The sequence below is a fragment of the Pseudomonas umsongensis genome, from assembly GCF_012647205.1.
Lineage (GTDB): Bacteria > Pseudomonadota > Gammaproteobacteria > Pseudomonadales > Pseudomonadaceae > Aquipseudomonas > Aquipseudomonas umsongensis.
On sequence record NZ_CP051487.1, the window covers coordinates 1,923,702 to 1,948,457 of the forward strand.

The 24,756-nt window shown below is 61.2% G+C and carries 20 protein-coding genes; 10 read left to right on the top strand and 10 right to left on the bottom strand.

What is annotated here, in order from left to right:
- Positions 1–133 precede the first annotated feature (133 nt).
- The 4 genes from HGP31_RS08780 (at position 134) to HGP31_RS08790 (ending at position 2,571) form a co-directional block, all read left to right on the top strand.
- Entirely contained in the window at positions 134–538 is a 405-nt protein-coding gene (locus HGP31_RS08780) for a MarR family winged helix-turn-helix transcriptional regulator (RefSeq protein WP_020800345.1), read from the top strand.
- 52 nt (positions 539–590) lie between these two features.
- Positions 591–1,799 (top strand): MFS transporter, encoded by a 1,209-nt coding sequence (locus HGP31_RS08785; protein ID WP_020800344.1) that lies wholly within the window; start codon positions 591–593, stop codon positions 1,797–1,799.
- Positions 1,796–1,918: a hypothetical protein gene (locus tag HGP31_RS30705; protein WP_020800343.1), complete on the top strand. Its 123-nt coding sequence runs from the start codon at positions 1,796–1,798 to the stop codon at positions 1,916–1,918. The genes HGP31_RS08785 and HGP31_RS30705 overlap by 4 nt, the downstream gene beginning before the upstream one ends.
- A gap of 86 nt (positions 1,919–2,004) precedes the next feature.
- Positions 2,005–2,571, top strand: a complete 567-nt coding sequence (locus HGP31_RS08790; protein ID WP_020800342.1) for a glutathione peroxidase — start codon at positions 2,005–2,007, stop codon at positions 2,569–2,571.
- Positions 2,572–2,679: 108 nt separating this feature from the next.
- Here HGP31_RS08790 and HGP31_RS08795 read toward each other — a convergent pair whose 3' ends face one another.
- From HGP31_RS08795 to HGP31_RS08805, 3 genes are all read right to left on the bottom strand, one after another.
- The gene (locus tag HGP31_RS08795; RefSeq protein ID WP_033038448.1) at positions 2,680–3,948 is read right to left on the bottom strand and encodes an OmpP1/FadL family transporter; all 1,269 of its coding nucleotides are present in this window, start codon (positions 3,946–3,948) and stop codon (positions 2,680–2,682) included.
- Between the two features lie 146 nt (positions 3,949–4,094).
- Positions 4,095–4,577, bottom strand: a complete 483-nt coding sequence (locus tag HGP31_RS08800) for a hypothetical protein (protein ID WP_020800340.1) — start codon at positions 4,575–4,577, stop codon at positions 4,095–4,097.
- Positions 4,578–4,838: 261 nt separating this feature from the next.
- A complete protein-coding gene (locus HGP31_RS08805) occupies positions 4,839–5,063 on the bottom strand; it encodes a hypothetical protein (RefSeq protein WP_007898912.1) in 225 nt (74 codons plus the stop codon).
- A 977-nt stretch (positions 5,064–6,040) separates the two neighbouring features.
- Between HGP31_RS08805 and HGP31_RS08810 the strand changes: the two genes are divergently transcribed.
- Both HGP31_RS08810 and HGP31_RS08815 read left to right on the top strand, forming a co-directional pair.
- Positions 6,041–6,364: an SEL1-like repeat protein gene (locus HGP31_RS08810; protein WP_080725343.1), complete on the top strand. Its 324-nt coding sequence runs from the start codon at positions 6,041–6,043 to the stop codon at positions 6,362–6,364.
- Between the two features lie 175 nt (positions 6,365–6,539).
- Positions 6,540–7,904 (top strand): DNA recombination protein RmuC, encoded by a 1,365-nt coding sequence (locus HGP31_RS08815; RefSeq protein ID WP_168759142.1) that lies wholly within the window; start codon positions 6,540–6,542, stop codon positions 7,902–7,904.
- 818 nt (positions 7,905–8,722) lie between these two features.
- Here the strand turns inward: HGP31_RS08815 and HGP31_RS08830 are convergent.
- Positions 8,723–12,193: a hybrid sensor histidine kinase/response regulator gene (locus tag HGP31_RS08830; protein WP_168757481.1), complete on the bottom strand. Its 3,471-nt coding sequence runs from the start codon at positions 12,191–12,193 to the stop codon at positions 8,723–8,725.
- Between the two features lie 236 nt (positions 12,194–12,429).
- Positions 12,430–12,966: a TetR/AcrR family transcriptional regulator gene (locus HGP31_RS08835; RefSeq protein WP_110746374.1), complete on the bottom strand. Its 537-nt coding sequence runs from the start codon at positions 12,964–12,966 to the stop codon at positions 12,430–12,432.
- A 126-nt stretch (positions 12,967–13,092) separates the two neighbouring features.
- Here HGP31_RS08835 and HGP31_RS08840 point away from each other — a divergent pair, with 126 nt between their 5' ends.
- The 3 genes from HGP31_RS08840 to HGP31_RS08850 all read left to right on the top strand — a co-directional run bounded on the left by HGP31_RS08840 (position 13,093) and on the right by HGP31_RS08850 (position 17,520).
- Entirely contained in the window at positions 13,093–14,283 is a 1,191-nt protein-coding gene (locus HGP31_RS08840; RefSeq protein WP_168757482.1) for an MFS transporter, read from the top strand.
- A gap of 105 nt (positions 14,284–14,388) precedes the next feature.
- Positions 14,389–15,540, top strand: coding sequence for a TDT family transporter (locus tag HGP31_RS08845; protein WP_020800333.1), 1,152 nt, complete (start codon positions 14,389–14,391; stop codon positions 15,538–15,540).
- Positions 15,541–15,645: 105 nt separating this feature from the next.
- Positions 15,646–17,520, top strand: coding sequence for an MFS transporter (locus HGP31_RS08850; protein WP_168757483.1), 1,875 nt, complete (start codon positions 15,646–15,648; stop codon positions 17,518–17,520).
- A 1,082-nt stretch (positions 17,521–18,602) separates the two neighbouring features.
- Here HGP31_RS08850 and HGP31_RS08855 read toward each other — a convergent pair.
- The 5 genes from HGP31_RS08855 to HGP31_RS08875 form a co-directional block, all read right to left on the bottom strand.
- Positions 18,603–19,529 carry a GGDEF domain-containing protein gene (locus HGP31_RS08855; RefSeq protein WP_020800133.1) on the bottom strand — a complete coding sequence of 309 codons (927 nt, stop codon included), beginning with the start codon at positions 19,527–19,529 and terminating at the stop codon, positions 18,603–18,605.
- Positions 19,530–19,890: 361 nt separating this feature from the next.
- The gene (locus HGP31_RS08860) at positions 19,891–20,631 is read right to left on the bottom strand and encodes a YciK family oxidoreductase (protein WP_020800132.1); all 741 of its coding nucleotides are present in this window, start codon (positions 20,629–20,631) and stop codon (positions 19,891–19,893) included.
- A 121-nt stretch (positions 20,632–20,752) separates the two neighbouring features.
- A complete protein-coding gene (gene mupP / locus HGP31_RS08865; protein WP_020800131.1) occupies positions 20,753–21,424 on the bottom strand; it encodes an N-acetylmuramic acid 6-phosphate phosphatase MupP in 672 nt (223 codons plus the stop codon).
- Between the two features lie 4 nt (positions 21,425–21,428).
- A complete protein-coding gene (ubiG, locus tag HGP31_RS08870; RefSeq protein WP_008065228.1) occupies positions 21,429–22,127 on the bottom strand; it encodes a bifunctional 2-polyprenyl-6-hydroxyphenol methylase/3-demethylubiquinol 3-O-methyltransferase UbiG in 699 nt (232 codons plus the stop codon).
- A 59-nt stretch (positions 22,128–22,186) separates the two neighbouring features.
- Positions 22,187–23,521: a TRZ/ATZ family hydrolase gene (locus tag HGP31_RS08875; protein ID WP_168757484.1), complete on the bottom strand. Its 1,335-nt coding sequence runs from the start codon at positions 23,519–23,521 to the stop codon at positions 22,187–22,189.
- Between the two features lie 108 nt (positions 23,522–23,629).
- Between HGP31_RS08875 and mtnA the strand changes: the two genes are divergently transcribed.
- A complete protein-coding gene (gene mtnA, locus HGP31_RS08880; protein WP_033043842.1) occupies positions 23,630–24,706 on the top strand; it encodes an S-methyl-5-thioribose-1-phosphate isomerase in 1,077 nt (358 codons plus the stop codon).
- Positions 24,707–24,756: the final 50 nt, after the last annotated feature.

Here is a 24,756-nt window from a genome sequence, read left to right on the forward strand (position 1 = left end):
TACAAGCACCGAGGGGTGTCAGGCAGTCAGCGTCATCGTTGACGTCCATCGCGAGCATGCTCGCTCCTACAGGTAGAGGGGTTTGGTGTAACATAAATTTGCTTTCATTCAACCACGGGTATATACACGCACCATGCTCGAATCCCAATGTTTATGCATCAACCTGCGTCGCGCCGCCCGTGGCGTCAGCAGGCATTACGACGGCGCTCTCGATGGCTTCGGGATCAACGTTGCGCAGTATTCTTTGCTGTGCAACCTGCAGCGCCTGGATCAACCGAGTATCTCCACCCTCGCCGAAGCCATGGGCCTGGATCGCAGTACCCTGGGGCGCAACTTGCGTGTGCTGGAGGGTGATGGCCTGGTGACGCTGGTCGAGGGCGAGGACATGCGCAATCGCATCGTCCTGCTCACCGAAGCGGGCGCCGAGCGCCTCAAAGCCGCCTTGCCCGCCTGGGAGGCGGCGCAACAGCGCTTGGTCGATCGCTTGGGCGCGGAAAAGCGTGAAACGTTATTGAAGTTGCTGGACGAACTGGCTTGAGGTCAGTTTTTTCGATTTTAAGCGGGTATATACCCGTAAATGGAGAACAAGAATGACCTCGATGTGGCGTACGTGCGGTTGGGTTTTACTGGGAAGTGCGCTGATCCTGGCGTTGTCCCTCGGGGTGCGACACGGTTTCGGGCTATTCCTGGCGCCGATGAGTGCCGAGTTCGGCTGGGGGCGTGAAGTCTTCGCCTTCGCCATCGCCCTGCAGAACCTGATCTGGGGCCTGGCGCAACCCTTCACCGGCGCCCTGGCCGACCGCTTTGGCGCGGCCAAAGTGGTGCTGGTCGGCGGCGTCCTGTACGCGGCGGGGTTGGTCTGCATGGGGCTTTCCGACTCGGCGGTGACCTTGTCCCTGAGCGCCGGCCTGCTGATCGGGATCGGCCTGTCCGGCACCTCCTTCTCAGTGATCCTCGGCGTGGTCGGGCGTGCGGTGCCGCCAGAAAAACGCAGCATGGGCATGGGTATCGCCAGTGCCGCCGGTTCGTTCGGCCAGTTCGCCATGCTGCCGGGCACGCTCGGTTTGATCGGCTGGCTCGGCTGGTCGGCGGCATTGCTGGCGCTGGGTGTGCTGGTGGCACTGATCGTGCCGCTGGTGAGCATGCTCAAGGACAAGCCGCTGCCGCTGCTCGGCCACGAACAGACCCTTTCTGAAGCGTTGCGCGAGGCGTGCTCCCATTCGGGGTTCTGGCTGCTGGCATTCGGCTTTTTTGTCTGTGGCTTCCAGGTGGTGTTCATTGGCGTGCACCTGCCAGCGTACCTGGTGGATCAACATCTGCCGGCGACGGTGGGTACCACGGTGCTGGCCTTGATCGGCCTGTTCAACATCTTCGGCACCTATACCGCCGGCTGGCTCGGCGGGCGCATGTCCAAACCGCGTCTGTTGACTGGCCTGTACCTGCTGCGCGCCGTGGTGATCGGGTTGTTCCTGTGGGCGCCAGTGACGACGACCAGCGCCTACCTGTTCGGGATGGCCATGGGGTTCCTATGGTTGTCGACCGTTCCCTTGACCAACGGCACCGTGGCCACCTTGTTCGGCGTACGAAACCTGTCCATGCTCGGTGGGATTGTTTTCCTGTTTCACCAGCTCGGGTCATTTCTCGGTGGCTGGCTGGGCGGGGTGGTGTACGACCGGACCGGGAGCTACGACTTGATCTGGCAGGTGGCGATCCTCTTGAGCCTGATGGCGGCCGCGCTTAACTGGCCCGTGCGTGAGCGGCCCGTGGCGCGTCTGCAAAGCCAGCTGAGTGCGACATGAACAGCCTCTGGTCGCGGATCGTGATCGCCGCTGTGTGCGGCTTGCTGCTGGCCGTGGCCTGGTGGGGCTGGCATCAGGGCGGCCTGGCGTTGATGCAACTGGGCATGGGGGCGTGCTAGAGGGCGGCATTCTTCAAGGACGCTTGCTAGCAGCAAGTGAGGGCGAGTAACTTCAATCTCACAAGAACTCTCAAGGAAGCACCGATATGCTGATGCGCTGGCTGGCGGTTCCCGTGTTACTGGTAGCGTTTACCGGATTGGCCCAGGCGGCAGAGTGCCCGGCGCTGCTCGAAGGCTCGTTGCCCAAGCTGCGCGCCAAGGAATCCATCGATCTGTGCCAGCGTTTCGCCGGCAAGCCGCTGGTGGTGGTCAATACCGCCAGCTTCTGTGGTTTTGCGCCGCAGTTCAAAAGCCTCGAGGCGCTCAATCAGCGCTACAAGGAACAGGGGCTGGAGGTGATCGGTGTGCCGTCCAATGACTTCAAGCAAGAGTCCAAGGACGGCGCCGAGACCGCCAAGGTCTGTTACGTGAACTACGGGGTGACCTTCACCATGACCGAACCGCAGAAAGTTCGTGGTGACGATGCCACGCACCTGTTCCAGGTCCTCGCCAAACAAAGCGGCGCGCCGAAGTGGAATTTCTACAAGTACGTGGTCGATCGCCAGGGCAAGGTGATTGCCAGCTTTTCCAGCCTGACCAAGCCCGATGATCCCGAGTTCATTGAGGCCGTGGAAAAAGCCCTGGCTTCGCCACCATTGGCCTCCACTCCTTGATCTGTGGGAGCGAGCAGGCTCGCTCCCACAAAAAAGCCCCGCCTCTGTGTAAGAGCGCGGGGCTTTTTTTGATTCAGGCGGCGAGCCTTTCAAACTCCCTGACGGTCATCAGAAGCGGTAGGTCGCACCGACACCGAAACCGTTCGCCCAGTTTTCATACTTAGAGCTGTAGGCTTGGCGGCCGTTGTTATCGTTGACCTTGACCGACTCTTCATGCAGGTACGAATACGCAACGTCGATGGTCAGGTCGTCGGTCGGGCTCCAGCCGGCACCCAGGCTGAAAATCTTGCGATCGCCGGTGGGGATGCGTGGAGAGCGGTTTTCGTTGTTGGTTGGCGCCTGGTCAACCGACAGACCGGTACGCAGTACCCACTGCTTGTTCAACTGGTAGGAGGCACCGATGGCGTGAGCCCAGGTGTCGTGCCAGTTCTGCTCTTCGGTGATGGTGCCAAACGCTGGGTTCAAAGCAGCAGGCACGCCACTGTTCTCGACGGTGATTTCTTTCAGGCGGCTCCAGCGAGTCCAGGTGCTGCCTGCGTAGAGGGTCCACTGGTCGTCCAGTTGATGGGTGACCGAGAAGTCGACCGACTCAGGCGTGGTGATGTCCAGTGAAGCGTCGTACTTCTGGTTCGGGTTCTGACGCAGGTTCGTGAGGAAGCCGTAGTTGACCTTGGTGTCACCCTCGAGCTTGTACTTCACTTTCGAGTGGTAGGTCAGGCCGACGCGAGTGCTGTCGGTGGCTTGCACCAGGATACCGATGTTGTAGCCCAGAGCGGTGTCGTCACCCTTGATCTTAACTTCGCCGTCCGGAGCCGCCGGGTTCAGCGAAAGGTTCGATTCCAGCTTGCCGTCGATGCGGTTAATGGTAGGACCGAAGCCGATCGACACCTTGTCGTTAAAGGCGTAGCTGACGGTTGGCTGCAGCGTCACGATGGTGACTTCACTCTTGCTGCCGAAGTAACGGCCGGCAAAGCCGTTCTCGTAGTCGGTCACCAGGCCGAATGGCGCGTAGACGCCGAAACCGACTGCCCACTGGTCATCGAGTGGCTTGACGTAGTAGCCCATCGGCACGCCCATGAAAGGGACCATGTCACCTTTGTTGGTGCCGCCATTGGGACGGGAGCTGGCATCGCTGATATCAGCGTGCGCGTCGATGAATGCAACACCGCCAGTCACTTGTTCGCGCTTGAGGCGCGACATGCCAGCAGGGTTGCCAAATACGGTGGATGCGTCGTCGGCAGCGGAAGATCGCCCGGCAAAACCTGTCCCCATCCCGCTGATGCTTTGTTCGTTGAGGGCGAAACCACTCGCGAAGATCTGGGTGGATGCCAAGGCAACGGCGAGGCTAATGGTGGTTTTGAGCATTACTTTTTTCATTATTAGAACTCCTGGTGATCACCGGGGCGAAAATTACCAACATTTTCGTCCCAGCGCCATAGGCTGTAATGCTTGATTTAGAGCGGTTTTGTAGGACAATCCGACCAAATTCGCTGCCAGTTGAGCGATCTTTGAATTCGGGGCAGTCAGCAGGCGACCTGATTCAGCGGTGCAACACAGGTTTGCCAGGCGCAGGTGAAATCTCTCAGGCGTCCCTGGGGCTGGAAGGTCTGGCGCCAGATTCGGGCCATGCCCAGCAAGTCGTCTGGTTCGGGGAGGGGGGTATTCTGTTCTTCGACCAGCAGCCAGGCGATGGCGGTGGCGTAACGCAGGTTGACGGTCAATTCCAGGTGCGGGCCGCTGAGGAATGCATGTTGGCTGGCCAGGCCACGCACCAGGCTGGCGCGTTCCGGATCGAGTGCCAGGTAATGGTCCCAAAGTGCCTGGTGGCGGGGTTCGGCGATTCGATACAGGCCGTGTCCACGGCGGTCATGCAGGGCGGAACCAAGGGCTGACTGGCTGGCGGCGATGCCTAGCAGCAGGGATTCGGCGGTTGCGCTATGGCGTCCAAGGTAGATCAAGGTCGGACGGATTACATAACGGCACAGTTCGCTGGCAGCGATACCCATAAAACCCTCGATGCATCAAATTGGCGACGAACCTGAAAGGCTTTGGCAGCGGTGAATCGACTCAGGCTCGTCGGAAGCGGATCAAGCCGCTTGAGTTGAAGTCTAGTGTCATATTCACCGCGTAAAGGACTGTTTTTAAAATATTTCTGCCGGCGAGTTATAAACGTTATATCTATCCGTGCTTAGTCATCGTGAAACCTTGCGCAACAAAAAGCCCCGCTTTTCGGGCGGGGCTTCTGGTGTTTCAGGCTTGCTGGCGTATCAGGCGACCAAGGCCTGACGCGTACGCTCGATGACCGCCTGCAGCGGTTCGGCGCTGGAATACTGGTCGGGGTACAGGCGTTCGCTGTGACGGGCGATGCCGTGTTCGTTGACCAGGGTGAAGCTGAAACAGCCTTTGCGAGCGGCCATGATCAGGCAGTTCATTGGTGCAAAAGCGTTGGTTAGGGTGCGGATGGCATCCTGGGTGTGGATTTGAGTAGACATAGTCATTGGGTGTTCCTACAAGCGACACGGATAAGAGCCGTGCAAAATTAAAACGTTCCAGTAACGACGACCACCGTTGGTCGAACGAAGAACCCTGACTGGAACAAAGCAGCCAGTTTGAAGCGCTGATAAATTGGCGCGCTTGGGCTGGCAGGTAGGTACTTAGGAGGGCAGGCAACACATCAAGGGCAAAGGTTCTGGGCCCGGGGTGAAGATCCTGATCAATTTGCAGGCTGGTTCGGTCAGCGTAAATGAGCTTGGCAACACCCTTCGTTTATTCAAAGGCTGTATTGGCGCAAGATTTACCTGGAAACCATCGAGGTGGTCGATCCCGCTTTTTCGGTAGCGGCTTCCTGTGGGAAGGCTGCGCCGGGGGGATTTGTTCGACCAGAATTGACTTTCAGCTTGGTACTAACGCCGCGGATAGTAACGGATTGAAAAGGCAAAGGGAAGTGTGCTGGCAAAAAATTCCTGGATGTTCGCTTGGCGTCATCCTTCGCCTACGCTTCGACGAGCCTTGGAAATTGTTCGATCATCGAGCGTAATCCGACCGGCGGTCATCGCTGGGAGCTGCCTGGAGCGCGGGTTTTACGGGGGGTTATCCCCAACGAGCAAGAAAATTGCGCCGAAAAAAACCGGTGATATAACCATCCAGAAGGTAGTTGTGCACATTAGTTGCGCAGACTGTCACCCTGCTGTCATCCAGCCTTCAAACGCAGTGGGTGCCTGTAACCAAAATTTAAGTCAATGAAAAATATCGTCTTTTTTAACTGGTGAAAAAATCGTCAGTTTGACTGCAGGCCCCATTCCATAAGCCTTTGCGCGAGTTCAATGGCGGTTGTCCACTGAGTTATCCACAGCTTCTGTGGATTGTCCCGAGCGCTTGCTCTAGGACGGGCGTGCCGGGTTTTTTTCGGCTTTACCTGTAAGAAAAAGAGAGTAGAGTGGCGCGCCTTCCGATCTGCCCACAGTGCTTTATGAAGTTTCGTACACCACCTCCTTCCTCTTCCGCCAAATCGTCCACGGTAGCCTCACCCAAGCGCTTTTCGATGCGGGTGGCCGAGTGGTTGCTGGACAGCCCGCGCCTGGGCGAAAACTCCAACGTCAAACACATCGCCGGACGTTTACTCAAGCAACCGGCCCGTGAAGGCGTCGTCGCCGCGCAAAGCCGGTTGGGGCAACTGATGTGCCGTGAGTGCGGCAATGCCCGGGATCGCCGGATTGGCCAGGATCTCTTGCGTCAGGCCGCGCGGGCAGGGGACCTGCGTGCGCAACAGGAACTGGGCCTGATCGAAGACTGAGCTGTCCAAGACCTGACGCCTTGGTTAACCTTCAGGCTTTATTTCAATGGCAGGAGTGGCTATGGCTATGGACTTGACCAGCGCATTGCTGGGGCTTGCGGGCGCGGCGTTGCCATTTCTGGTGTTGGCCTGGCAACTGCAGCGCCGGGCGAGCACCGCCCAGGCCCAGGCATCGTTGCTGGAAGAGCGCCTGGCCACGGCGAATCTGGCGCAGGATGGGGTGAATGCGCAACTTGAGGCCTGTCGCGATGAAATCGCCGATCTCGGTCAAGCCAACGCAGCCAAGCAAGCGGACCTCGCCGCGGTGCGCCGTGAGGTCGAGCTGCTGCAAATCGAGCGTGACGATGCCCGCGATGCTGCTCACGCCTGGAATATCGAACGCGCTGGCAAAGAAGTCGAACTGCGCCGCCTCGACGCCCTGGCCGCTTCTCTCAAGGCCGAGCTGCGCGAGCAACAGGAAAGCCATCAGCAGCGCCTCAACGACCTGCAGGGCTCACGGGACGAGCTGCGTGCGCAGTTCGCCGAACTGGCCGGGAAAATCTTCGACGAGCGCGAGCAGCGTTTTGCCGAAACCAGCCAGCAGCGCCTGGGGCAATTGCTCGATCCGTTGAAAGAGCGAATCCAGTCTTTTGAAAAGCGCGTCGAGGAAAGTTATCAGGCTGAAGCCCGAGAGCGCTTTTCCCTGGCCAAGGAACTGGAGCGCCTGCAACAGCTCAACCTGCGCCTGAGCGACGAAGCCACCAACCTGACCCGCGCCTTGAAAGGACAGAAAACCCAGGGCAACTGGGGCGAGTTGATTCTGGAACGCGTGCTTGAGCATGCGGGGCTGGAGAAGGGGCGCGAGTACCAGACCCAGGTCAATCTCAAGGGCCCGGACGGCGAGCGTTTCCAGCCGGACGTGATCATTTACCTGCCCGGCGACAAGCAGGTGGTCGTCGACTCCAAGGTCAGCCTGACGGCCTATCAGCAGTACGTGGCGGCCGAAGACGAAGCCATCGGCCAGATCGCCATCAAGCAACATGTGGTGTCGCTGCGCAACCACGTCAAGGGCTTGGCCGGCAAGGACTACAAACGCCTGGACGGCTTGCACAGCCTGGACTTCGTCCTGTTGTTCGTACCGATCGAAGCGGCGTTCTCTGCCGCGTTGCAGGCGGAGCCCACACTGTTCCAGGAAGCCTTCGACCGCAACATCGTGATCGTCAGCCCGACCACGCTGCTGGCGACCCTGCGTGTCATCGACAGCCTGTGGAAGCAGGAGCGGCAAAGCCAGAACGCCCGGGAAATCGCCGAGCGGGCAGGATGGCTGTACGACAAGTTCGTGTTGTTCATCCAGGATCTGGACGAAGTCGGCAATCGCTTGCAGCAACTGGACAAGGCCTACAGCTCGGCGCGCAACAAGCTGACAGAAGGCCGCGGCAACCTGGTCAGCCGCAGTGAGCAGCTCAAGCTGCTGGGCGCGCGGGCGAGCAAGAGCCTGCCAGCGGACTTGCTGGAGCGGGCGATGACCGATGTTGACGGGTTGGTCGAATTGCCGGAATAGGCGAGCCTGCCCGCGATTGTTGATCGTTCCCACGCTCCTGCGTGGGAATGCATCCCGTGACGCTCCGCGTCACCTTGCACCCGACTCAAGCCTTGCGTCGATAGCGGAACGCGGAGCGTCCCCGGCGGCATTCGCACGCGGAGCATGGGAACGATCGGTGCGCAGGGACCGCAACGCCGCCGATTGATCGTTACCACGCTCTGCGTGGGAATGCATCCCGTGACGCTCCGCGTCACCTTGCACCCGACTCAAGCCTTGCGTCAAAAGCGGAACGCGGAGCGTCCCCGGCGGCATTCCCACGCGGAGCATGGGAACGATCGGTGCGCAGGGCCCGCAACGCCGCCGGTTGATCGTTCCCACGCTCCTGCGTGGGAATGCATCCCGTGACGCTCCGCGTCATTCTTGCACCCGACTCAAGCCTTGCGTCGATAGCGGAACGCGGAGCGTCCCCGGCGGCATTCCCACGCGGAGCATGGGAGCGATCGGTGCGCAGGGACCGCAACGCCGCCGATTGATCGTTCCCACACTCTGCGTGGGAATGCATCCCGTGACGCTCCGCGTCACCCTTGCACCCGACTCAAGCCTTGCGTCGAAAGCGGAACGCGGAGCGTCCCCGGCGGCATTCCCACGCGGAGCATGGGAACGATCGGTGCGCAGGGACCGCAACGCCGCCGATTGATCGTTCCCACGCTCTGCGTGGGAATGCATCCCGTGACGCTCCGCGTCACCGTTGCATCCGACTCAAGCCTTGCGTCGAAAGCGGAACGCGGAGCATGGGAGCGATCGGTGCGCAGGGCCCGCGGGCTAAAGCGAAAGCGTTATAGCGGCAAATGCCGACTCAACAACGCCCGCAATGCCGCCGGTTTCACTGGCTTGGCCAAATAATCCAACCCCGCAGCATGCACCTGGGCCACGGTCTCGGGGCGCCCGTCGGCGCTGATGACCACGCCGGGTACCGGCTCGCCCAGTCGGGTGCGCAGCCAGGCCATCAGTTCGGTCCCGGTTTCGCCATCGTCCAGGTGGTAATCCACCAGTGCCAATTGCGGGCGCAGGCCATCGCTGAGCAGAGCCATGCATTCCTCGCGGTTACGCGCGGTCCAGACTTGGCAGCCCCAGCGGGTGAGCAGGCTGTTCATGCCGATCAGGATGCTGTCTTCATTGTCGATGCACAGTACCTGGGCGCCGCTGGGCAGTTTGCCATTGAGTTCGGCGGGCTGGGCCGGCAGCGCGGCTTGCGCGCGGGCCAGGGGGACGCTGACGCTGAACACGCTGCCGCGTCCCGGCCACGAGCGCACGCGTAGCTTGTGCCCCAGCACGCGACATAATCCGTCGGCGATCGCCAGCCCCAGGCCAAGCCCTTTCTCGGCGCGGGTCTGATGGCTGTCGAGGCGTTTGAATTCTTCGAATATCACCTGTTGCTTGTCTTCCGGAATGCCTGGCCCACGGTCCCACACTTCAAGGCACACCTCACCCTGGCGACGGCGCACGCCCAGCAGCACCGGCCCCTTGGCATAGCGGAAAGCGTTGGTGAGGAAATTCTGCAGGATGCGGCGCAACAGCTTTATGTCGCTGTTGATGCGCAGCGAACTGCGCCTGACGCGAAATTCCAGGCCCTGGTCCCGCGCCAGCGCCTTGAACTCGGCACCCAGGGTGTCGAACAACTCATTGAGCGCGAACGGCTTGGCATCCGGGTTGATCTTGCCGTTTTCCAGGCGGGAAATGTCCAGCAAATCGCTGATCAGGTCTTCGGCCGATCGCAGCGAGCTGTCCAGGTGCTGGACCAGTTTTTGCGCCTCGGCGGACAAGCCGTCGTCCTGGTGAGTCAGGGCGGCGGAAAACAGGCGCGCGGCGTTCAACGGTTGCATTAGGTCATGGCTGACCGCCGCCAGGAATCGGGTCTTCGACTGATTCGCGGCCTCGGCGGTGCCCTTGGCTTCGGTCAGGGCTACGTTGAGTTGCGACAGCTCGTGCGTGCGCTCCGCGACACGCTGTTCCAGGCCCTCATTGGCCTCGGTCAACGCCTGCTCGGCTTCGCGGAACGCCGTGATGTCGGTGAAACTCATGACGAAGCCGCCGCCGGGCATCGGGTTGCCGATCAGTTCGATCACCCGGCCATTGGGGAACAGCCGTTCGGACGTGTGCGCCCGACCTTGGCGCATCCAGTGCAGGCGACGCGCGACGTGCACTTCCGCTTCACCGGGGCCGCACAAGCCGCGCTCGGCGTTGTAGCGGATGATGTCGGCAATCGGCCGGCCGACGCTGATCAGGCCATCCGGGTAGTTGAACAGCTCCAGGTAGCGGCGGTTCCAGGCCACCAGCTTCAGCGACTGGTCGACCACGCTGATGCCCTGGGTGATGTTCTCGATCGCGCCTTGCAGCAGCGCGCGGTTGAATTGCAGGACTTCGGAAGCCTCGTCGGCGATGCGCACGACGTCTTCGAGTTGCATTTCACGGCCTTCAATGGCGGCTTTTACCACCGCACGCGTCGATGAAGCGCCCAGCACACCCGCGAGCAATCGTTCGGTGTGGGCGATCCACTCACCATCGGCGTTCTGGTTCGGATTGAAGCCCTTGCCCTGGCGGTAGGCAAAACGAATGAAGCTCTGCCGCGCGCGTTCTTCACCGACGAAGCGCGCGGCCAGTTGCAGCAGATCGTCGATCTGTACCGCGAGCATCGAGCGGGCGCTGGGTCTGGCACTGATTTCCTGGCCGATGAAGCGCCCGGCCTGCCAGTGCTCCGACACGCGGGTGCGCGACAGCACCGAGACCCAGGCGAACAGTGTGAAGTTGCCCGCCAGCGACAGCACCACGCCTTGGGTCAGCGGGGTGATCGGCAGGTTCAGCGGATTGCTGTGCAGCCAGGCCAGGCCCGGAAAACTGTTCAGGGATAAACCCAGGCTATGGGCGGCAATCGGCAGGACCAGTGTGTAGAACCACAGGAATGTACCGGCGGCGAGTCCGGCAAATACGCCGCGGCGGTTCGCCTGTTTCCAGTACAGCGCGCCGAGCATCGCCGGTGCCAGTTGCGTCACGGCGGCGAAGGCGATCTGGCCGATGGTTGCCAGGCTGGCGGTCGATCCCAGCAGGCGATAACTGACGTAGGCCAGCAGCAGGATGACCACGATGGTCACGCGGCGCACCGACAGCATCCACTGGCGAAAAACCTCGAATGGGCGCTCGGCATTGTTGCGGCGCAGCAGCCAGGGCAGCAGCATGTCGTTGGAGACCATGGTCGACAGCGCCACGCTGGCCACGATCACCATGCCCGTGGCCGCCGATGCGCCGCCGATAAAGGCCAGCAGCGCCAGGGCAGGATGAGCCTGGGCCAGCGGCAGGCTGATGACAAAGGAGTCCGGCAGCACGGAGCTGGGCAGCAGCATCTGGCCCGCCAGCGCGATCGGCACGACAAACAAGGCCGCCAGGGCCAGGTAGGCCGGGAACACCCATTTGGCCAGGCGCAGATCCTGCGGGTCGATGTTCTCGACCACGGTCACGTGAAACTGCCGCGGCAGGCAGATGATCGCCATCATCGCCACGCCGGTCTGCACCACCATCGATGGCCAGTTGATGGTCTCCTTCCAGTATTCCTCCAGGCGCGGGGCGAGCATGGCCTGGTCGAACAGGTCATCGAAACCGTCGTAGAGGCCGAAGGTCACGTAGGCGCCCACCGCCAGGAAAGCGAACAGCTTGACCAGCGACTCGAACGCAATCGCCAACACCATGCCGCGGTGGTGTTCCGTGGCGTCGAGGTTGCGCGTGCCGAAGACAATGGTGAACAGCGCCAGTACGAGGGACACCACCAGCGCAGTGTCTTGCGCGCGAACCCCCATGGCATCGGCGCCGGCACCGATCAGCAGGTTCACACCGAGCACGATGCCCTTGAGCTGCAGTGCGATGTAGGGCAGCACTCCGACCAGGCAGATCAGCGCCACCACCACCGCCAGGGACTGCGATTTGCCGTAGCGGGCGGCAATGAAGTCGGCAATCGAGGTGATGTTCTCCTGCTTGCTGATCATCACCATTTTTTGCAGGACCCACGGCGCACCGAGCAACAACAGGATCGGCCCGAGGTAGATCGGCAGGAAGGACCAGAGCTGCTCGGCCGCCTGGCCCACCGCACCGAAGAAGGTCCAGCTGGTGCAGTAGACCGCCAGCGACAGGCTGTACACCCAGGCCCGCATCCGCGGCGGCAAGGGCGCGCTGCGACGGTCGCCGTAGAAGGCGATGGCGAACATGATGGCCATATAGGCCAGGGCGACGACGGCAATCAGCCCGCTGGACAGCGACATGGGAACTCCAGGCAACCAAAGACACCCGGACCTCCCGCCCGGACAGACAGTCTCGCACGATGGCCGGGGTTAGTCAGTGTCGACCAAGGTCGTGGCGTGGCGGGGTGTCGCAGGGTTGTGCGCTGTCAGATCTTTGGTGTCTGTGCGGTCCTCATTCGCGAGCAAGCCCGCTCCCACATTTAATCCGTGTACGACGCAGATCCAATGTGGGAGCGGGCTTGCTCGCGAAGGCGGCCTCACTGCCCCAACGCAATCTCGATCAACCGATGCAACTCCTCACTCTCCAGCGGCGCCTCGGAGAACAGGATACGAAACACAATGGGTGCCGCCACCATATTGATCAGCCGGTCGACGCCAGGCTTGGGCTGATCCGGGTAGCGATCCAGAATCACCTGCAATTGCCCGCCAATGATCGTCGCGCAATAGCTCGGTTTCAGGCTCGATTGCACGTCGCGCAGCATGTTACGACCGGGCGCGGAGCTCATCTCGTCCAGGTACTGATCCGCCCAGGCTCGCACATCACCCAGCAGGCTGCCGGTATTGGCCGACTCGGTCTCCGGCTGCATGCGGGCCAGGGCGACGTCCGCCAGCAGCGCCGACAGGTCTCCCCAGCGCCGATAAATGGTCGAAGGCGTGACCCCCGCGCGCGCGGCAATTTGCGGCACGGTGACGCTGGCGCGGTCTTGCTCTTCAAGCAGTTCGCGCACGGCGGTGTGGATCGATTCCTGAACCCGGGCGCTGCGGCCGCCGGGGCGTAGAGTGGGCGCTGTCATTGCAAATGTCCTGTTTTACGGGGCTCTGTAGGGCCATGCCGGACCTTAACACAAAGAATTTGCTTTAAGCGCCAGCCGGTAGCACACTCCGCAAAAGCAAAAAATTAGCTTTTGCGGAGCGTGTCCATGCCCAATTCCCATCCGAACCGTGCCAGCCTGTGGTTCCTGGCTATCACCTTGCTCAGTTTCCTGGCGGCTTCCACGGCGCCGACGCCGGTGTATCACTTGTATCAGGAGCAGCTGCAGTTTTCCGCTGCCATGCTCACCCTGATTTTCGGCGTGTATGCCCTCAGCCTGTTGGCTGCGTTGCTGACGGTGGGTTCGCTCTCGGACTACCTGGGGCGCAAGCCAGTGATTTTCACTGCTGTCGTGCTCAATGGCGTGGCGATGCTGCTGTTTATCTACGCCGATAGCGTTGCCTGGCTGATCGGTGCCCGGGTGCTGCAAGGTTTTGCCACCGGCATGGCGACCGCCGTGCTCAGTGCCACCTTGCTGGATGTCGATCGCCAGCAAGGGCCGCTGATCAATAGCGTTGCGCCCTTGCTCGGCATGGCCATGGGCGGCATGGGCTGTGGCCTGCTGGCGGAGTTCGCCCCCGCGCCCCTGCAATTGACTTACTGGCTGCTGCTCGCCCTGTTTGCGCTGCAGGCGGTGTATGTCTGGCGTTTGCCGGAAAGCGTATCGCCACAGGCCGGGGCCTGGGCATCGTTGCGCCCGACCCTGCATGTGCCCGTACAAGCACGCTCGACCCTGTGGCGGGTATTGCCGCTCAATGTGGCGACTTGGGCGCTTGGCGGTTTTTACGCATCATTGGCGCCGTCGCTGGTGCGTACGGCCACCGGTTCGACCTCGAACCTGATCGGCGGAGCAACGGTCGCAGCGTTGACATTGACCGGTGCCGCGATGATTTTCACCCTGCGCAACCAACCCGCGGGCAAAGCGCTGCAGCTGGGCACAAGTTTACTGCCGGCGGGTATCGTGCTGATCCTGTTGGGCGTGCACAGCGCGAGTCTGCCACTGTTTTTCCTTGGCACCCTGGTGGCCGGCTGTGGCTTCGGCGCCGGTTTCCTGGGTGCTGTACGCAGTCTGGTGCCCTTGGCCTTGCCCCATGAGCGGGCGGGATTGATGTCGGCGTATTACGTGCTCAGTTACCTGGCGTTCTGCCTGCCGTCGTTCCTGGCCGGAAACCTGACGCATACGTTCGGCCTGGTGGCGACTGCCGATGGCTATGGGGCGGGGCTAATTATTCTCGCTGTCGGCGCCTTGCTGATGTTGTGGCGGCAGCGCACAGCCCGGGCGTGTGTTGCGGGCGAATGATTTTATATCTGCAAAATAGATAACAGTTAGAGATATTACCCGTTATATAGATATTCTATCTGGATCTAAGATGGACTCCACCTCACGAGAGGACAGGAGTTCGCCATGACATGCCCCAATACCCTCAATCCCGGAATCAAACCGTTCAGCCATTTGCAGCACCCGCGCGAAGTCATCCGCCAGTTCACCCCTAACTGGTTCGCCGCCACCATGGGCACCGGGGTGCTGGCCTTGGCGTTGATGCAATTGCCCGTTGCCAGTCCAGTGCTGCACGCCATTGCCGAAGGACTTTGGCTGTTCAATATCTTTCTGTTCCTGTTGTTTACGCTGCTGTACGCGGCACGCTGGGTGCTGTTTTTCGATGAGGCGCGGCGGATTTTCGGCCACTCCACGGTTTCGATGTTTTTCGGCACGATCCCCATGGGCCTGGCGACCATCATCAATGGCTTTGTAGTCTTCGGCTTGCCGCGCTGGGGCGAGGGTGTGATTCACCTGGCAGAGGCCTTGTGGTGGCTGGACGTGGCGATGTCCGTGGCGTGCGGGGTGCTGATTCCCTTCCTGATGTTCACTCGCCAGGAGCACAGCATCGATCAGATGACCGCTGTATGGCTGCTGCCGGTCGTGGCAGCGGAAGTCGCGGCCGCCAGCGGTGGCTTGCTGGCGCCACACCTGGCCGATGCGCATGGGCAACTGGTGATGCTGGTGACCAGCTACGTGCTCTGGGCATTTTCCCTGCCGGTGGCGTTCAGCATCCTGACGATTTTGCTGCTGCGCATGGCGCTGCATAAACTGCCCCACGAAAACATGGCGGCTTCGAGTTGGCTGGCGCTCGGGCCGATCGGTACCGGTGCACTGGGCATGTTGCTATTGGGCGCCGATGCGCCGGCAATTTTTGCCGCCAACGGTTTATCGGGTGTCGGTGAAATTGCCGCGGGGCTGGGCCTGGTCGCCGGGGTCACCCTGTGGGGATTTGGCCTGTGGTGGATGCTGATGGCGGTGCTGATTACCTTGCGTTATCTGCGCGCCGGCATTCCTTTCAATCTCGGCTGGTGGGGTTTCACCTTTCCGTTGGGCGTCTATTCTCTGGCAACGTTGAAACTGGCCAGCACGCTGCACCTGGTGTTTTTCAGTGTCTTTGGTTGTGTGCTGGTGAGCCTGCTGATCGTGATGTGGCTGATCGTCGCCAAGCGTACGGTGCAAGGCGCCTGGCGCGGCGAATTGTTTGTCTCGCCGTGCATTGCAGGATTAAAGAAATAACCGGCAAAGATTAGGTAATGTGTGGCCTGGATCGACGTGCGACATTCCAATGACGGTATCCACGCCATTCGTTACCCACTCACAAGCTTCAGGGACACATGGAAGATGAGTCACCCTTCACAGTTCACCTTGCTGCGCACCCGGCGTTTCCTGCCGTTCTTCGTGACCCAGTCCCTCGGGGCGTTCAACGACAACATCTTCAAGCAGTCGTTGATCCTCGCCATCTTGTACAAGTTGTCGATCGAAGGCGACCGTTCGATCTGGGTCAACCTGTGTGCGCTGCTGTTCATCCTGCCGTTTTTCCTGTTTTCGGCGCTGGCCGGGCAGTTCGGCGAGAAGTTCGCCAAGGATGCGCTGATCCGCCTGATCAAGCTGGGGGAAATCGTCATCATGGCGGTGGGGGCGGTGGGCTTCCTGTTCGATCACCTGTCGTTGATGTTGCTGGCCCTGTTCGCCATGGGCACCCACTCGGCGCTGTTCGGGCCGGTGAAGTACTCGATCCTGCCCCAGGCCCTGCATGAAGACGAACTGGTGGGTGGCAACGGCCTGGTGGAAATGGGCACCTTCCTGGCCATTCTCGCCGGGACCATCGGCGCCGGCATCATGATGTCGTCCAGTCATTACGCGCCGGTGGTTTCCACCGCGATCATCGCTATCGCCGTGCTCGGCTACCTGGCCAGTCGCGGCATTCCGAGGGCCGCGGCGGCCTCGCCGGAAATGCGCCTGAACTGGAACATCTTCAGTCAGTCCTGGGCCACCCTGAAGCTGGGCCTGGGGCAGACGCCGGCGGTATCGCGTTCGATCGTCGGCAACTCATGGTTCTGGTTTGTCGGGGCGATCTACCTGACGCAGATCCCGGCCTATGCCAAGGAATGGATGCACGGTGACGAAACCGTCGTGACCTTGATCCTGACGGTGTTCTCGGTCGGCATTGCCGTGGGCTCGATGCTTTGCGAAAAACTCTCCGGGCGCAAAATCGAAATCGGCCTGGTGCCGTTCGGCTCATTCGGGTTGACGGTGTTTGGCTTGTTGCTGTGGTGGCATTCCGGCGGGATTCCCGACAGCGACGTGGGCCATGGCTGGCTCGAGATCCTTGGTTTCGGCCACGCCTGGCTGGTATTGCTCGACATCCTCGGCCTGGGCGTGTTCGGCGGTTTCTACATCGTGCCGCTGTATGCCTTGATCCAGTCGCGCACCGCCGAGAACGAACGGGCCCGGGTGATCGCCGCCAACAATATTCTCAACGCGCTGTTCATGGTGGTGTCGGCGATCGTCTCGATCATCCTGCTGAGCCTGGTCAAGCTGTCGATTCCGCAGTTGTTCCTGGTGGTGTCGTTGCTCAACATCGGCGTCAACGCCTACATCTTCAGGATCGTCCCCGAGTTCACCATGCGTTTTTTGATCTGGCTGCTCAGCCATTCCATGTACCGCGTAGAGCATCGCAACCTCGACATGATTCCCGATGAGGGGGCGGCGTTGCTGGTGTGCAATCACGTGTCGTTCGTCGATGCCTTGCTGATTGGCGGTGCGGTGCGTCGACCGATCCGCTTCGTGATGTACTACAAGATCTATAACTTGCCGGTGCTCAATTTCATCTTTCGCACCGCGGGGACGATTCCGATCGCGGGTCGTCATGAAGACATCCAGATCTACGAAAAAGCCTTCACTCGCATTGCGAAATACCTGAAGGACGGAGAGTTGGTGTGCATCTTTCCCGAGGGCAAATTGACCACCGATGGCGAGATCAACGAGTTCAAGGGTGGGCTCACGCGCATTCTCGAAGAAACTCCGGTGCCGGTCATTCCCCTGGCATTGCAGGGGTTGTGGGGCAGTTTCTTCAGCCGCGATCCGGGCAAGGGGCTGTTTCGCCGCTTGTGGTCACGGGTGACGCTGGTGGCGGGGCCGATGGTGGCTGTTGAGGCGGCGCAGCCGGCCCGGTTGCAGGCAATGGTGGGTGAGTTGCGGGGTGCGGTGCGGTAGGTCCGAGAGAAAATCCTGAGGGAGGTGGCTTGTCGAGTCGCCGCGTCGCAACGATGGCGGCATTAAAGCCGACCAGTCGTTCGCAGCTGTACCCGATCTACTGTAGGAGTGAGCCTGCTCGCGATAGCGGCCTGACAGCGTACATATCCATTCCTGCGGTAACGGCCACCTAGGGTTTCGCCCTTACGGCGAGTCACTTGGAAAAGCCCCAAGTAACCAAGGGCTCTTGCCCCTGGCGTTCGGTGCCTCGCTGTGGCTCGGCATACCCTCGCTCCGGTCCTGCTCCGTGGGCCCGCCGCGATGGGCCATCCTTGGCCCAGCGCGGCTAAACCGGCATCCATGCCGGTTTACCCACTGCGCAGAACCTCCACTCGGCCTCTCGATGGGGCAAGAAAATCAAAAGCCAAAGCAGATCAAAAGCGCGCGAGGCGGCCTGACAGCCGACCTGATTTCGCGGATGTACTAATTCCCCTGTAGGAGCGAGCCTGCTCGCGATGGACTTCCAGACAACGCGTTCATCCAGACAGGGCGCGTTATCGTTGACGTCCATCGCCAGCAGGCTGGCTTCCACAGGGGATCGGGGGTATCTGCAAAGATCAGGTCGGCTGTCAGGCCGCCTCGCTTTGGCTTTAGATCTGGGCGCCCCGTTAAACCACGATGGCCGAACGCAGGCATTGCGTAGTGGGGAAACCGGCAGGACGCCGGTTTAGCCGCGCTGGGCCAGGGACGGCCCATCGCGGCGACCCACGGAGCAATGCCGGAGAGAGGGCATGCCGAGCCCAAGCGAGGCACCGAGTGGTGGGGCAAAGCCTTTTGCTTACTTTTTGGCGTTTGAAAAAGTGAGTCGCCGTAAGGGCGAAACCATAAGCGGCCGTTACCGCAGCAATGGATATGTACTCAGTCAACAAGCCCCACAGGCTTTGACGCGGCATGGATCAACGTTGGTAAAGGCGCCAATGGAGGTAGTCACAGGTTGCCGGACAGGCTCAGGGCGTGAGGGGGCAAGAAAATCAAAAGCCAGCCGTGCGGCGACCCGACTTGCCGACGAAGGCAGCTTTGAATCCTGCATCGAATTCGGGATCTCACCCCGCCATTGTCAGCCGATTACGCCCCTCGCGCTTGGCGACGTACAGTGCGCTGTCGGCCCTGCGCAACAGGCTCTCGGCGGATTCGCCGGGCAGCAGGGTCGAGCAGCCGAGGCTGACGGTCAGCTCCACCGTGCGGCCATCGGCTGGATAATCCTCGGCCTGCGCTGCGCACCGCAGGCGTTCGCCGACCAGGGCTGCCGCTTCCCGGCTGGTGTTGGATAACAAGATCAGGAACTCTTCGCCACCGTAGCGAAACACCATGTCGACGTTGCGCAGCTGATTCTTGATCGAGGCGGCCACCGCCTTGAGCACGTCATCACCGGCGCTGTGGCCATGGGTGTCGTTGACCCGCTTGAAGTGATCGATGTCCAGCATCAACAGCGATAGGGGCTGCATATGACGTCGCGCCAGCTCGATTTCCCGCTGCAGCGTCTGGTCCATGGCGATGCGATTGCCGGTGTCGGTCAGTGGGTCACGCAATGCACTTTGGGTGGCGGCGCGGTACAGCAGGGTATTGCGCATAGGGTAGAGCAACGCGGCCAGCAGAGACTCGAGGTTGGCCTGTTCCTGTTCGCTGAAGCGCTGGTTGCGGCGAAAGATCAGTTCGCCCAGGTGCTCGCCTTCGTGGCTCAGGCTGTAGCTGATCGAGTGGTGGCCCCGCTGGCCGAATTCCAGGCGCAAGTCACTGCTCTTGTGCTGGTAGATCAAGGCATCAAGGGGGACCAGTCGCTGGATTTCGCGGTAGAACAGCCCGAGTATGCGTTGCGGCTCAAGGCTGGTTTGCAGCTGCAGGTTCAATTGCTGGCGCAGTTGCGCAAGGCTGACGGGCCTCTCCAGAATCGGTGGCTGCTGACCAAAGCCCAGGCGTTGCAATTTGGCGCTGTCAAAGTCAATTGCGTTGGTCTGGGAAGGTGATTTCATATGGCGTTCGCCCTTGAGCAGTAAGGCTGTCTTACAAGCTGGGTGCGAGCGCTTCTTGGCTACGCCTCATACTGGTCCGTCAGTCCCTTAGGACATTTCGTACAAGCTTAATCTGCTTTATCGCAGATTAGTAATCGGCAATTTGGTCTTGCGCACTCTGCTTTCCCACGGCCTGTTCAGGCAAATGCTCAGCGAAAGTCGTGCCAATAGGCTGAATTGTATTAAATACCGTTACCAATCAATAGGTTGATAAGCGATAAAGGTGGCGAAGGGAACTGCGCGACGGTTGTTTGACTGAAAGCATGTTCTAACGGGCATGCCGCGTCGGGAAGCCGACGCGGCACAAAAGCGACAGACGGTATTACTGGGCGTTGAATGCCTGGCCGTTGATTCCGGTGCTGTCCGGGCCCATCAGGTAGAGGTAGACCGGCATGATCTCCTCAGGCGTTGGGTTGTTCAGCGGGTTTTCGCCCGGATACGCCTGGGCGCGCATGCTGGTGCGAGTGGCCCCTGGGTTGATGCTGTTGGAGCGGACCGGCGCCACGCCGTCGACTTCGTCGGCCAGCGTTTGCATCAGGCCTTCGGTGGCGAATTTCGAGACACCGTAGGCGCCCCAATACGCGCGACCCTTGCGCCCGACGCTGCTGGAGGTGAACACCACCGAGGCGTCCTGGGACAGCTTGAGCAGTGGCAACAGGGTACTGGTCAACATGAACATGGCGTTGACATTGACCTGCATGACGCGCATGAAATTTTCCCCGGACAGCTGTTCGATCGGGGTGCGCGGGCCGATGATCGATGCGTTGTGCAGCAAGCCATCCAGATGGCCGAATTCGCTCTCGATCATCGCCGCCAGCTCATCGTATTGATGGGGCAGGGCGGTCTCGAGGTTGAACGGGATCACGGCCGGTTGCGGATGGCCGGCGGCTTCGATCTCGTCGTAGACCTGGGTCAGGTTGGCTTCGGTCTTGCCCAGCAACAGGACGGTGGCGCCATGGGCGGCATAGGTTTTGGCGGCGGCAGCGCCAATACCGCGACCGGCACCGGTGACCAGGATGACCCGGCCTTTGAGCAGATCGGGGCGGGCGGAATAATCAAACATGAAAAAACCCTCTACATAATCCATCAATAGAGCTGAAAAGATCGCAGCCTGCGGCAGCTCCTACAGGATGCACATCGATCCCCTGTAGGAGCTGCCGAAGGCTGCGATCTTTTGACGTTAATCAGCAGCCACATAGGGCGCTATCAAGCACCTTGCGCAACTCCAGCGGATGATCGACCACCACGTCCGCTCCCCAATGCCGCGGATTATCGTCCGGGTGGATGTAGCCGAAAGTGACGGCGGCCGTCCGGGTGCCGGCATCACGCCCGGATTCGATATCGCGCAGGTCATCGCCCACGAACAGCACGCTGGCCGGATCGAGGTCGAGCATCTTGCAGGCGAGGATCAACGGCTCCGGGTCCGGCTTGCTGTTCTTCACGTGATCCGGGCAAATCAGCAGGGCCGAACGCTCGGCGAGCCCCAGTTGCTGCATGATCGGCTCGGCGAAACGCAGCGGCTTGTTGGTGACCACGCCCCAGATCAGGTTGGCCTTCTCGATATCGGCCAGCAGTTCGCCCATGCCGTCAAACAGTTTGCTGTGAACCGCGCAACCCACTAGGTAACGCTCGAGGAACTCCAGGCGCAATGCCTCGAAACCCGGGGACTCCGGGTCCATGGAGAAGGTCACTGCGACCATCGCCTTGGCACCGCCGGAGATTTCATCGCGGATGTGCTTGTCGTTGATCGGCGGCAAGCCGCGGTCGGCACGCATCGCCTGGCAAATCGCAATGAAGTCCGGCGCGGTGTCGAGCAGGGTGCCGTCCATGTCGAAAAGAACTGCTCTGATACGCATCGGCTTACTCCTCGCGCAGGGTCTGGATCATGTAGTTGACGTCCACGTCGGACGCCAGTTTGTAATGCTTGGTCAGCGGGTTGTAGGTCAGGCCAATGATGTCCTTGACGGTCAGGCCGGCCATGCGGCTCCAGGCACCGAGCTCGGAAGGACGGATGAATTTCTTGAAGTCGTGGGTGCCGCGTGGCAACAGCTTCATGATGTATTCGGCGCCGACGATGGCGAACAGGTACGCCTTCGGGTTGCGGTTGATGGTGGAGAAGAACACCTGGCCGCCCGGCTTGACCATGCGGAAACAGGCGCGAATCACCGAGGACGGGTCCGGTACGTGCTCGAGCATTTCCAGGCAGGTCACCACGTCGAACTGTTCAGGCATTTCCTCGGCAAGGGCCTCGGCGGTGATCTGCCGGTATTCGACGTTCACGCCCGATTCCAGCTGATGCAGTTGTGCCACCGCCAGTGGCGCTTCGCCCATGTCGATACCGGTCACGGTCGCGCCGCGCTGGGCCATGGCTTCGCTGAGGATGCCGCCGCCGCAACCGACGTCGAGGACCTTCTTGCCGGCCAGGTTGACGCGTTCGTCAATCCAGTTCACGCGCAACGGATTGATGTCATGAAGCGGTTTGAATTCGCTCTCGCGGTCCCACCAGCGATGGGCCAGGGCTTCGAATTTGGCGATTTCGGCGTAGTCGACGTTGCTCATGGTTTAAGTCCTCTAAAACTTGAAAAATCCTGTAGCCCCGGTACTGAGTCCGGGGAGGCTTACGATTCTTTGCGGCCGCTGATGCGCTGGCCCCAGGCCTTGGCGATGGCGACGAGTTGTTGTTCATCCATGCGTGTCAGGCGGCGGTCGTCGAGCAGTTGCTTGCCCGCGACCCAAAGGTGTTTCACGCAATCGCGGCCTGACGCATATATAAGCTGCGATACCGGGTCATAGACCGGTTGCTGGGCCAGGCCCGAGAGGTCGAACGCCACAATGTCGGCGGCCTTGCCGATTTCCAGCGAGCCCACCTCGGCTTCGATCCCCAGTGCGCGTGCGCCGTTGAGGGTGGCCATGCGCAGGGCGCTGTGGGCGTCCAGTGCGGTGGCCGAACCCGCGACGGCCTTGGCCAGCAGGGCGGCGGTGCGGGTTTCACCCAGCAAGTCCAGGTCATTGTTGCTGGCGGCGCCGTCGGTGCCGAGGGCCACGTTGACCCCGGCCTGCCACAAGCGCTCCACCGGGCAGAAGCCGCTGGCCAGCTTCAGGTTCGACTCCGGGCAGTGAATGACATGGGTGTTGCTTTCTACCAGCAACGCCAGGTCTTCGTCGCTGACCTGGGTCATGTGCACCGCCTGGAAGCGCGGCCCCAGCAAGCCCAGGCGCGCCAGGCGGGCCAGCGGCCGTTCACCCTGCTGTTCGACGGCTTGCCGCACCTCGAAGGCGGTTTCATGCACATGCATGTGGATCGACGCATCCAGCTCTTCGGCGATCACCCGGATCTTTTCCAGGTTTTCATCGCCCACGGTGTAGGGGGCATGGGGGGCGAAGGTGATTTTAATGCGTTCGTGATGCTTGAGATCGCCGAACAGCTCGACACCCTGGCGAATCGCCTCGTCCGCCGTGCTGGCGCCCGGGATCGGGAAATCGAGGATCGGAATCGCAATTTGCGCGCGAATGCCGCTGTTGTGCACGCACTCGCTGGCAACCTTCGGGAAGAAATACATGTCAGAGAAGCAGGTGATGCCGCCCTTGAGTTGCTCTGCGATGGCCAGGTCCGTGCCGTCGCGGACGAAATCCTCGTCGACCCACTTGGCCTCGGCCGGCCAGATGTGGTTTTCCAGCCACGTCATCAGCGGCAGATCGTCGGCCAGGCCGCGAAACAGGGTCATTGCCGCATGCCCGTGGGCATTGATCAGGCCGGGGCTGAGCAGGATGTCCGGCAGTTCACGCACTTCGATTGCGTTAAGCTGCAGGGCGTTGCGGCGCGGACCGATGAAAACGATGCGCCCGTCGCGGATGCCCAGGCCATGATCCTTGAGCACGACGCCAGCGGGTTCGACGGGTACCAGCCAGGTTGGCAGCAACAACAGATCGAGCGCAATGGCAGTGTTCGGCATCGAGGATCGGTTCCAGGGCTTTTGTAAAGGATGGCGAAGTATACCCGAGCGTCTTCGCCGGGGGATCGCTATAATCGGCGGCTTTTGTTTCTGACTGCGGGGTGTGGGATGCGCGATCGACTGTTGGCTGCTGAGAAGGTTAAGGCCATCGATTGGCGTGATGGCACCCTGTACCTGCTGGATCAGCGTGTTTTGCCGTTCGAGCAAACCTGGATCGCCTGCACCAGTGCGGCGGGCGTGGCGGAAGCCATTCGCTCGATGGTGGTGCGCGGCGCGCCAGCCATCGGCATCAGTGCGGCCTATGGCGTGGTGCTGGCGGCGCGGGCCCGATTTGCCGAGGGTGGCCATTGGCAGGAAGCGCTGGAAGAGGATTTCGCGCAGTTGGCCGCCACCCGTCCGACCGCCGTCAACCTGTCCTGGGCACTCGGTCGCATGCGCGAGCGCCTGGCTCGGCTGAAAAAGCACGCCGACCCTTTGTCCGTGCTGGAGGCCGAGGCCCTGGCCATCCATGAGAGCGACCGCGAAGCCAACCTGACCATGGCGCAACTGGGCGTCGACCTGATCCGCAAGCACCAGGGCAATGCCCAGGCGATCCTGACCCACTGCAACACCGGCGCACTGGCCACCGGTGGCTTCGGCACGGCGCTGGGGGTGATTCGCGGCGCCTTCATCGAGGGGATGGTCGAACGTGTGTATGCCGGCGAAACCCGGCCATGGCTGCAAGGCTCGCGACTGACCGCCTGGGAGCTGGCCAACGAAGGCATCCCGGTGACCCTCAGTGCCGATTCCGCCGCTGCGCACATCATGAAGACCAAGGGCGTCACCTGGGTCATCGTCGGGGCAGACCGCATTACCGCCAATGGCGACGTGGCCAACAAGATCGGCACCTACCAATTGGCCGTCAATGCCATGCACCACGGGGTGCGCTTCATGGTGGTGGCGCCGAGCTCGACCATCGACATGGACTTGGCCAGCGGCGACGACATTGTGCTCGAGGAGCGCGATGAGCGCGAACTACTGGAGGTGGGTGGCCAGCGGCTCGGGGCCGATATCGATGCGTTCAACCCGGTGTTCGACGTGACCCCGGCAGACCTGATCGACGTGATCGTCACCGAAAAAGGCATCGTCGAGCGCCCGGACACGGCGAAGATGGCGCAGTTGATGTGTCGCAAGCGCCTGCATTGATGATCTCTGGTGCCTGATAAATTGCCTTCGCGAGCAGGCTCGCTCCCACA

What these genes read in the sequence shown, in the direction of transcription:
- HGP31_RS08795 (WP_033038448.1), bottom strand. Translation starts at nt 3,948, where the DNA reads ATGAAAAAAGTAATGCTCAAAACCACCATTAGCCTCGCCGTTGCCTTG.
- HGP31_RS08780 (WP_020800345.1), top strand. Translation starts at nt 134, where the DNA reads ATGCTCGAATCCCAATGTTTATGCATCAACCTGCGTCGCGCCGCCCGT.
- HGP31_RS08840 (WP_168757482.1), top strand. Translation starts at nt 13,093, where the DNA reads ATGCCCAATTCCCATCCGAACCGTGCCAGCCTGTGGTTCCTGGCTATC.
- HGP31_RS08875 (WP_168757484.1), bottom strand. Translation starts at nt 23,521, where the DNA reads ATGCCGAACACTGCCATTGCGCTCGATCTGTTGTTGCTGCCAACCTGG.
- HGP31_RS08785 (WP_020800344.1), top strand. Translation starts at nt 591, where the DNA reads ATGACCTCGATGTGGCGTACGTGCGGTTGGGTTTTACTGGGAAGTGCG.
- ubiG (WP_008065228.1), bottom strand. Translation starts at nt 22,127, where the DNA reads ATGAGCAACGTCGACTACGCCGAAATCGCCAAATTCGAAGCCCTGGCC.
- HGP31_RS08845 (WP_020800333.1), top strand. Translation starts at nt 14,389, where the DNA reads ATGACATGCCCCAATACCCTCAATCCCGGAATCAAACCGTTCAGCCAT.
- HGP31_RS08800 (WP_020800340.1), bottom strand. Translation starts at nt 4,577, where the DNA reads ATGGGTATCGCTGCCAGCGAACTGTGCCGTTATGTAATCCGTCCGACC.
- HGP31_RS08810 (WP_080725343.1), top strand. Translation starts at nt 6,041, where the DNA reads ATGAAGTTTCGTACACCACCTCCTTCCTCTTCCGCCAAATCGTCCACG.
- HGP31_RS08805 (WP_007898912.1), bottom strand. Translation starts at nt 5,063, where the DNA reads ATGTCTACTCAAATCCACACCCAGGATGCCATCCGCACCCTAACCAAC.
- HGP31_RS30705 (WP_020800343.1), top strand. Translation starts at nt 1,796, where the DNA reads ATGAACAGCCTCTGGTCGCGGATCGTGATCGCCGCTGTGTGCGGCTTG.
- HGP31_RS08855 (WP_020800133.1), bottom strand. Translation starts at nt 19,529, where the DNA reads ATGAAATCACCTTCCCAGACCAACGCAATTGACTTTGACAGCGCCAAA.
- HGP31_RS08860 (WP_020800132.1), bottom strand. Translation starts at nt 20,631, where the DNA reads ATGTTTGATTATTCCGCCCGCCCCGATCTGCTCAAAGGCCGGGTCATC.
- mupP (WP_020800131.1), bottom strand. Translation starts at nt 21,424, where the DNA reads ATGCGTATCAGAGCAGTTCTTTTCGACATGGACGGCACCCTGCTCGAC.
- HGP31_RS08850 (WP_168757483.1), top strand. Translation starts at nt 15,646, where the DNA reads ATGAGTCACCCTTCACAGTTCACCTTGCTGCGCACCCGGCGTTTCCTG.
- mtnA (WP_033043842.1), top strand. Translation starts at nt 23,630, where the DNA reads ATGCGCGATCGACTGTTGGCTGCTGAGAAGGTTAAGGCCATCGATTGG.
- HGP31_RS08835 (WP_110746374.1), bottom strand. Translation starts at nt 12,966, where the DNA reads ATGACAGCGCCCACTCTACGCCCCGGCGGCCGCAGCGCCCGGGTTCAG.
- HGP31_RS08790 (WP_020800342.1), top strand. Translation starts at nt 2,005, where the DNA reads ATGCTGATGCGCTGGCTGGCGGTTCCCGTGTTACTGGTAGCGTTTACC.
- HGP31_RS08830 (WP_168757481.1), bottom strand. Translation starts at nt 12,193, where the DNA reads ATGTCGCTGTCCAGCGGGCTGATTGCCGTCGTCGCCCTGGCCTATATG.